The sequence below is a fragment of the Streptococcus sp. 5004 genome, assembly GCF_013276755.1.
Taxonomy (GTDB): Bacteria; Bacillota; Bacilli; order Lactobacillales; family Streptococcaceae; genus Streptococcus.
The window spans coordinates 1-588 of the sequence record NZ_VMLP01000033.1 but is presented as its reverse complement, the minus strand read 5'-3'; the positions used below and the strand labels follow the sequence as shown (position 1 = coordinate 588).

1 protein-coding gene and 1 tRNA gene are annotated in these 588 nt (G+C 38.1%); one reads left to right on the top strand and one right to left on the bottom strand.

All coding sequences use genetic code 11. The features are described from left to right. The coding region (locus HT685_RS09520; protein WP_173227065.1) for a helix-turn-helix domain-containing protein at window positions 1-250 on the bottom strand (250 nt) is incomplete at its 3' end. Between the two features lie 201 nt (window positions 251-451). Between HT685_RS09520 and HT685_RS09515 the strand changes: the two genes are divergently transcribed. Further along, a tRNA-Glu gene (locus tag HT685_RS09515) sits at window positions 452-523 on the top strand. Window positions 524-588 lie beyond the last annotated feature (65 nt).

The window sequence follows — 588 nt, the reverse complement described above, 5'->3', positions numbered from 1 at the left end:
TCTTCTTATAGCCACAATTTTGTCTTTTTTTAGGGCAGCCGTTACAGACAAAGGTAGCTTTGTCTAGTAAAGGACAAGGAAGGTTATGGTCTGTAGACTCTCGGACTTGTCTGTTTCGTTTGACCTCTTTGGAAACAGTAGTTGGGTCTTTTAGAATGGATTGTCCAATAGCTTTGAATGTTTCACCGCGCTCTAAACCTAATTGGATATCATTACGGTCGGAAAGGGTAAGATGTTTATGTTTTGTCATAGTAGACCTCATTTCTAACTCAAACGTCTCACACTTAATTCCACCATAAAAATCCGTTTTAGACTAATTTCCACTTTGGTCAGGCGAGTGGAAGTTACTTTGAGAAGTTACCGTCATGCAAAAAAGTAAAAAAAGTTTAAAAAAGTAGTTGACAAGTCAGAAAAAGCCTGTATAATAGTAAGAGTTGAAAATAACAACTCTGGTCCGTTGGTCAAGGGGTTAAGACACCGCCTTTTCACGGCGGTAACACGGGTTCGAATCCCGTACGGACTATGGTATGTTGCAGTTGAAACACTTGATGAAAAAAGTTTTAAAAAAATTTCAAAAAAGTGTTGACA